This window comes from Streptomyces sp. NPDC004126, assembly GCF_050275515.1.
Taxonomy (GTDB): domain Bacteria; phylum Actinomycetota; class Actinomycetes; order Streptomycetales; family Streptomycetaceae; genus Streptomyces.
In genome coordinates this window covers 1-7,065 of the sequence record NZ_JBNNPF010000111.1, presented here as the reverse complement: position 1 = coordinate 7,065, position 7,065 = coordinate 1, and the positions used below count along the sequence as shown (strand labels likewise).

Sequence of the window (7,065 nt, the reverse complement as noted above, 5' to 3'; positions counted from 1 at the left end):
GTGCGTGCTCTCGGTGCGCCGGGCGGAAGCCCGCGTACTGGACGTACTTGGCTTTCGCCCGGTGCGGCGAGAGCGCGTGCCAGGCGTCGCGGGGCAGACGGGAGTTTGACGACAGGCCCTAGGGCTCCCACGTGCGGCGGGCCGCCTGGCGGACGCCGGGTGCCCGCATGCTGAGACCGGCGTCCACCGGCGACGGGCCGTGTGACACACTGCGAGCGTGTCTGCTCAGCTCATGATTATGGACAGCAGCGCGCCGGTCCTCTGTGACCGCTGAAACCGTGGACGACCTCCGCGGCAGCGGCCACCGTGCCTCAGACCCGCGCGCAGACCTCTCGCACCCGCGAGGGGTCTTTTCGTTTCCAAGGGCAGAAACATGCCGGAAGCGGGCGGCGCGCGATGATGGGGGCAGTGGATCCCCGGTCTCCGGAACCACTCATCCGACAGGAGTCAGATCAGCATGACGACGACAGAGGCGACCCAGCCGACAGCGGCCCTCGACGACGCCTTCCACGTCTTCGACACCACCCTGCGCGACGGCGCCCAGCGTGAGGGCATCAACCTCACGGTCGCGGACAAGCTGACCATCGCCCGGCACCTGGACGAGTTCGGAGTCGGCTTCATCGAGGGCGGCTGGCCGGGCGCCAACCCCCGCGACACCGAGTTCTTCGCCCGCGCCCGGGCCGAGATCGACTTCAAGAACGCCCAGCTCGTCGCGTTCGGCGCCACCCGCCGGGCCGGCGGCGACGCCGCCTCGGACCCGCAGGTGCGCGCCCTCCTGGAGTCCGGCGCGCCGGTCATCACCCTCGTCGCCAAGTCCCACGACCGGCACGTCGAACTCGCGCTCCGCACCACCCTGGACGAGAACCTGGAGATGGTCCGCGACACCGTCTCCCACCTCGTCGCCCAGGGCCGCCGCGTCTTCGTCGACTGCGAGCACTTCTTCGACGGCTACCGCGCCAACCCCGAGTACGCCAAGACCGTCGTCCGCACCGCCCACGAGGCCGGCGCCGACGTCGTCATCCTCTGCGACACCAACGGCGGCATGCTCCCCGCCCAGATCACCGCCGTCGTCTCGACCGTGCTGGCCGACACCGGGGCCCGCCTCGGCATCCACGCCCAGGACGACACCGGCTGCGCCGTCGCCAACACCCTGGCCGCCGTCGACGCGGGCGCCACGCACGTCCAGTGCACCGCGAACGGCTACGGCGAGCGCGTCGGCAACGCCAACCTCTTCCCGGTCGTCGCCGCGCTGGAGATCAAGTACGGGCGCAAGGTCCTCCCCGAGGGCGCGCTCGGCGAGATGACCCGCATCTCCCACGCCATCGCCGAGGTCGTCAACCTCACCCCCTCCACGCACCAGCCGTACGTCGGCGTCTCCGCCTTCGCGCACAAGGCGGGCCTGCACGCCTCGGCGATCAAGGTCGACCCGGACCTGTACCAGCACATCGACCCCGAGCGCGTCGGCAACACCATGCGCATGCTGGTCTCCGACATGGCCGGCAGGGCCTCCATCGAGCTCAAGGGCAAGGAGCTCGGCGTCGACCTCGGCGGCGACCGCGCGCTGATCGCCCGTGTGGTCGAGCGGGTCAAGGAGCGCGAGCTGGCCGGCTACACGTACGAGGCCGCCGACGCCTCCTTCGAGCTGCTGCTGCGCGCCGAGGCCGAGGGCCGGGCGCGCAAGTACTTCCGGGTCGAGTCCTGGCGGGCCATCGTCGAGGACCGCCCCGACGGCACCCACGCCAACGAGGCCACGGTCAAGCTGCGGGCCAAGGGCGAGCGGATCGTCGCCACGGCGGAGGGCAACGGCCCGGTCAACGCCCTCGACCGGGCGCTGCGGGTCGCGCTGGAGCGCTTCTACCCCCAGCTGGCCAAGTTCGAGCTGGTGGACTACAAGGTCCGCATCCTGGAGGGCAAGCACGGCACGGAGTCCACGACCCGCGTCCTGATCGCCACGACGGACGGCACCCGCGAGTGGAACACCGTGGGCGTCGCCCCCAACGTCATCGCCGCTTCCTGGCAGGCCCTGGAGGACGCCTACACCTTCGGCCTCCTGCACGCGGGCGTGGAGCCGGCCGAGTAGTCCAGGCGGCGGTCAGCACTCGTCCGCGACGAGCTTGCGGAACTTCTTCGGGGACATGGCCCTGCCGCCGGCCCACACCTCGCCGGGCCCCAGGCCGGCGAGGTCCTCGGCCGTGAAGGAGACGTGCCCCGAGTAGTCGGCGAAGCCCGGGGCGTGGAAGCTCAGGCTGTATCTGTGACCGGGCTTGAGGCTCCGTTCGGCGCCCCACTCGCGCACCGCCCACGTGGCCGGAGGGGAGAAGAGGGGGAACGTGACCCGCCCCGGGGCGAGCGGGGAGCCGCCCGCCATCCAGCCGTCCGTCAACGGCGTCGTCACCGTGGGCTGCGGTGCACCGGGCGCGGGAGTGGTGCTGTCGCGGATGTGGAGGCTCGCGGTGCCGATCGCGTCCTTGCCGCACGGAGCCATCGTGACCTGCGGCGTTCCGTCGGCGCCGATGCCGACCGAGATCAGCGACAGATCGGCCGCCGAGCAGCCCGCCAGCATCCCCGCTCCCGCCAGTGCCAGAGCCACCCCGCACCACGCGCGCCGCATCGGCCCACCCCCTGGCGGCAGGCTACGCGGGCGGGGCCCCGTGAGAACCGGGAAGGGCTTATGTCCAGCTCACACGGGAAAGGGATGGTTCGGGTAGCGTCGTCGGTATGAGGACCAGGCTGATATCCGTACGTATGGGATCGGTGCTGTCCGGTCTGCTGCTGGCGCTGGGCATCGGTGTGCTCGGGGCCGCTCCGCAGGCGGCCGCCGCCGACGGGGGGACCGCCGCCGTGGCCGAGGCGCTGAAGAAGGGCCCGGTCTACGTCGACCCCGGGGCCGCCGCGCAGCTGTCGCCGGCCCAGGCCGACGCCCTCGCCGCCAAGATCAAGGCGGCCGGCAAGCCGCTCTTCGTCGCCGTACTGCCGGCCACCCCGGCCTTCCCGGCCGACAGCGTGCTGCGCACGGTCCGTACCGGGACCGGGATCACCGGGCTCTACGCCATCCGGCTCGGCGACGGCTTCGACGCCGGGGCCGACCGGGCCGTCATGCCGGGCAACGCCGTCCGCAACCTCACCGACGCGGTGAAGGCGGGCGGGGCGGTGGACGCCGCGACCGAGCTGAACAACTTCGTCGACCAGGCCCTCCCGCAGATGAAGGGCAGGGCCCCGGCCTCCTGGGGCGGGGCTTCCGACGGCGGCGGCTCCTCGGCCGGGGCGATGATCGCCCTCGGCGCGGTGGTCCTCGCCGGCGGCGGCGGGACCTACCTGCTGGTCAAGCGGAACCGGAAGAAGAAGGAAGAGGCCCGGCGGGAGGCGGTCGCCCGGCTGAGCGTGGTCGTGGACGAGGACATCACCGCCTTCGGCGAGGAACTCGAACGCCTCGACTTCCACCCCGGCGAGCCCGGCGCCGACGACGCCATGCGCGCGGACTACGAGCAGGGGCTGGACTCCTACGAGAAGGCCAAGCGGATCATGGCCTCGGTGCGGGAGCCGCACGAGGTCCAGGGGGTGACCCAGGCCCTGGAGGACGGCCGGTTCGCCCTGGCCAGCCTGGACGCCCGGCGCCAGGGCAGGCCGCTGCCGGAGCGACGCGCGCCCTGCTTCTTCGACCCGCGCCACGGGCCGAGCACGGAGGACGCCGCCTGGGCCCCGCCCGCGGGGGCGGCCCGTACGGTACCGGTCTGCGCGGCGGACGGCGCCCGGCTGCGCGACGGGCTGGACCCGGCGGTGCGGACCGTGGACACGGAGCACGGCCGGCGGCCGTACTACGACGCCGGTCCGGCCTACGGCCCCTGGGCCGGCGGGTACTTCGGCGGCGGGATGCTGCCCGGCCTGCTGGTGGGCACGATGCTCGGTTCGATGATGGCCACCCCCGCGTACGCCTCGGACTTCGGCGGCGGGTACGGCGGCTACGACGGCGGCGGCTTCGAGGGCGGGGACGTCTCGGGGGCCGACTTCAACCCGTCCGACTTCGGCGGCGGGGACTTCGGCGGCGGCGGCGGCTTCGACGGGGGCGGCGGTTTCGACGGCGGGGGCGGCTGGTAGCCGCCCCCGGGGTTCCGCGCGGGCCGTGGTCAGGCCTGCTTGACCGCCGAGATGTCGAAGGTCAGCTTCACCTTGTCGCTGACCATCACGCCGCCGGCCTCCAGGGCCGCGTTCCAGGTCAGGCCCCAGTCGGAGCGCAGGATCTCGGCCGAGCCCTCGAAGCCCACGCGCTCGCTGCCGTAGACGTCCGTGGCGGAGCCGGCGAACTCCAGGTCGATGGCGAGCGGACGCGTCACGTCCTTGATCGTCAGCTCACCGGTGATGCGGTACTTGTCGCCGCCCAGCTGCTCCGCCGAGGTGGAGCGGAAGGTCATCAGCGGGAAGAGCTCGGCGTCGAAGAAGTCGCTGCCCAGCAGGTGGGCGTCGCGGTCGGCGATGCCGGTGCTGACCGAGGCGATCTGCACGTCGATGGAGGCGGTGGAGCGGGACGGGTCGCCGCCGTCCAGGTGGAGGGTGCCCTCGTGCTGCGCGAAGCTGCCGCGGACGTTGGTCACCATGGCGTGGCGGACGGTGAAGCCGATGCTGCTGTGCGCGGCGTCGATGGCGTAGTCGCCGGTGAGGGCGGCGAGGGCCGGGTCGACGGGGAGCGTGGCCACCGCGGCCTGCTGGGCGGCGGGGGCGGCGGTGGTCTGGCTGCGGCGGGAGAAGATGCCCATGACTTCCTCCTGGGGAGTCCTGCGGTTTGGTTCAACTTTCAACAAGAGCGACGCTAGACCCATTCCGTTCAAATTTCAACTTCTTGGGTCGGGGTGTCGCCGTTTTGTCGAACCCCCACAAAGGCCGAAGGTCCCTGCTGGGGGAGTCCATGCATCCTTCGGAGGTTCTGTCCGGGCCGCACAGCGGACGGGGTCCGAGACTGTGTAGAACCAACGGAGGGTTTTGATGGCCACGCTTCGTAAGGTCGGTACATGACCGTTGTGGACCAGACCCCGAGCGAGCCGACGGACGCCCGCGGGCGCGTGGCCGAGCTGCACTCCCTCCGCGAGGAGGCCCGGCGCGGCCCCAGTGACCGCGCGACCGAGGCCCAGCACGCCAAGGGCAAGCTGACCGCGCGCGAGCGCATCGCGCTCCTGCTCGACGAAGGTTCCTTCAGGGAGGTCGAGCAGCTCCGCCGGCACCGGGCGACCGGCTTCGGCCTGGAGGCCAAGAAGCCCTACACCGACGGTGTCATCACCGGCTGGGGCACGGTCGAGGGCCGCACGGTCTTCGTCTACGCGCACGACTTCCGCATCTTCGGCGGCGCGCTGGGCGAGGCCCACGCCACGAAGATCCACAAGATCATGGACATGGCCATCGCGGCCGGTGCCCCGCTGGTCTCCCTCAACGACGGCGCCGGCGCCCGTATCCAGGAGGGCGTCTCCGCCCTCGCCGGCTACGGCGGCATCTTCCAGCGCAACACCAAGGCCTCCGGGGTCATCCCGCAGATCTCGGTGATGCTGGGCCCGTGTGCCGGCGGCGCCGCGTACTCCCCGGCCCTGACGGACTTCGTGTTCATGGTCCGGGACACCTCGCAGATGTTCATCACCGGCCCCGACGTCGTCCGCGCCGTCACCGGTGAGGAGATCACCCAGAACGGCCTCGGCGGCGCCGACGTGCACGCCGAGACCTCCGGCGTCGCGCACTTCGCGTACGACGACGAGGAGACCTGCATCGCCGAGGTCCGGTACCTCATCACGATGCTCCCCTCGAACAACCGCGAGAACCCGCCGGTCCACGAGAACACCGACCCCGCCGACCGGCGCTCGGACGTCCTCCTGGACCTGGTCCCCGCCGACGGCAACCGCCCGTACGACATGCTCAAGGTCATCGAGGAGCTCGTCGACGACGGCGACGTCCTGGAGATCCACGAGCGCTGGGCGCGCAACATCATCTGCGCCCTGGCCCGCCTCGACGGCCAGGTCGTCGGCATCGTCGCCAACCAGCCCGGCCACCTCGCCGGCGTCCTGGACATCCACGCGTCCGAGAAGGCCGCGCGCTTCGTCCAGATGTGCGACGCGTTCAACATCCCGATCGTCACCCTGCTGGACGTCCCGGGCTTCCTGCCCGGCGTCGACCAGGAGCACGGCGGCATCATCCGCCACGGCGCCAAGCTGCTGTACGCGTACTGCAACGCCACGGTGCCGCGGATCTCGCTGATCCTGCGCAAGGCCTACGGCGGCGCGTACATCGTCATGGACTCCCAGTCCATCGGTGCCGACCTCACCTACGCCTGGCCCACCAACGAGATCGCCGTCATGGGCGCCGAGGGCGCCGCCAACGTGATCTTCCGCAAGCAGATCGCGGACGCCGAGGACCCCGAGGCGATGCGCGCCCGGATGGTCAAGGAATACAAGGCCGAGCTGATGCACCCGTACTACGCGGCCGAGCGCGGCCTCGTGGACGACGTCATCGACCCCGCCGAGACCCGCGGGGTGCTCGTCAGCGCCCTCGCGATGCTCCGCACCAAGCACGCCGATCTGCCGTCTCGCAAGCACGGCAACCCGCCGCAGTAACCAGCGAAGGAGACCTGCCGACGATGAGCACCGCCACCGACACCCTGCTGAAGGTCGAGAAGGGCAACGCCGCCCCCGAGGAGCTGGCCGCGATCACCGCGATCCTCCTCGCCCGCGCCGCCGCCACCCCGGAGGAGGCCGCCGCCACCCGCAGTTCCACGGCCGGCTGGCGCCGCCTGGAGCGCAGCCGGGGCTTCCAGGCCCCCCACAGCTGGCGCGGCTGAGCAGCACACGCACGAACGCCGGAAGGCCCCGCACCCCGTCCGAGGGGTGCGGGGCCTTCCGCGTGCCCGCCCCGGGACGCCGCGCCGCGCACCGGGTACGGCGAAGGCCCCCGTGTCCCGGACACGGGGGCCTTCCGCGGTGTTCCGCTCTGCTTACCGGAGCCGGGCCATGAGGGCGTGCTCGACGAGCGTGATGAGGGCGCTCTTGGCGTCCGCGCGGTGGCGGGCGTCGGTGGTGATGATGGGGGCGTCGG

Annotated in this window: 6 protein-coding genes and 1 pseudogene; 4 read left to right on the top strand and 3 right to left on the bottom strand. The window is 72.0% G+C overall.

Annotation, left to right across the window (positions count from 1 at the left end; genetic code table 11):
- Positions 1-457: 457 nt before the first annotated feature.
- Complete coding sequence (cimA, locus tag ACQKM2_RS40435; RefSeq protein WP_427719122.1) at positions 458-2,080, top strand: citramalate synthase; 1,623 nt, start codon at positions 458-460, stop codon at positions 2,078-2,080.
- 12 nt (positions 2,081-2,092) lie between these two features.
- Here cimA and ACQKM2_RS40430 read toward each other — a convergent pair whose 3' ends face one another.
- Entirely contained in the window at positions 2,093-2,590 is a 498-nt protein-coding gene (locus ACQKM2_RS40430) for a hypothetical protein (RefSeq protein ID WP_427719120.1), read from the bottom strand.
- A gap of 128 nt (positions 2,591-2,718) precedes the next feature.
- Between ACQKM2_RS40430 and ACQKM2_RS40425 the strand changes: the two genes are divergently transcribed.
- On the top strand, positions 2,719-4,095 hold the full coding sequence (locus tag ACQKM2_RS40425; RefSeq protein ID WP_427719117.1) for a hypothetical protein: 1,377 nt from the start codon (positions 2,719-2,721) through the stop codon (positions 4,093-4,095).
- A 29-nt stretch (positions 4,096-4,124) separates the two neighbouring features.
- On the opposite strand, the gene ACQKM2_RS40420 is transcribed toward ACQKM2_RS40425, so the two are convergent.
- Positions 4,125-4,751, bottom strand: a complete 627-nt coding sequence (locus ACQKM2_RS40420; protein WP_427719114.1) for a YceI family protein — start codon at positions 4,749-4,751, stop codon at positions 4,125-4,127.
- Positions 4,752-5,003: 252 nt separating this feature from the next.
- Between ACQKM2_RS40420 and ACQKM2_RS40415 the strand changes: the two genes are divergently transcribed.
- Entirely contained in the window at positions 5,004-6,587 is a 1,584-nt protein-coding gene (locus ACQKM2_RS40415; RefSeq protein WP_007266768.1) for an acyl-CoA carboxylase subunit beta, read from the top strand.
- 23 nt (positions 6,588-6,610) lie between these two features.
- On the top strand, positions 6,611-6,811 hold the full coding sequence (locus ACQKM2_RS40410) for an acyl-CoA carboxylase subunit epsilon (protein ID WP_427719112.1): 201 nt from the start codon (positions 6,611-6,613) through the stop codon (positions 6,809-6,811).
- 153 nt (positions 6,812-6,964) lie between these two features.
- Here the strand turns inward: ACQKM2_RS40410 and ACQKM2_RS40405 are convergent.
- A pseudogene (locus ACQKM2_RS40405) lies at positions 6,965-7,065 on the bottom strand (ATP-binding protein); the annotation flags it as partial.

Excerpts from the sequence above, each read along its gene's own strand:
- ACQKM2_RS40410 (WP_427719112.1), top strand. The coding sequence starts at position 6,611 with ATGAGCACCGCCACCGACACCCTGCTGAAGGTCGAGAAGGGCAACGCC.
- ACQKM2_RS40420 (WP_427719114.1), bottom strand. The coding sequence starts at position 4,751 with ATGGGCATCTTCTCCCGCCGCAGCCAGACCACCGCCGCCCCCGCCGCC.
- ACQKM2_RS40415 (WP_007266768.1), top strand. The coding sequence starts at position 5,004 with ATGACCGTTGTGGACCAGACCCCGAGCGAGCCGACGGACGCCCGCGGG.
- cimA (WP_427719122.1), top strand. The coding sequence starts at position 458 with ATGACGACGACAGAGGCGACCCAGCCGACAGCGGCCCTCGACGACGCC.
- ACQKM2_RS40425 (WP_427719117.1), top strand. The coding sequence starts at position 2,719 with ATGAGGACCAGGCTGATATCCGTACGTATGGGATCGGTGCTGTCCGGT.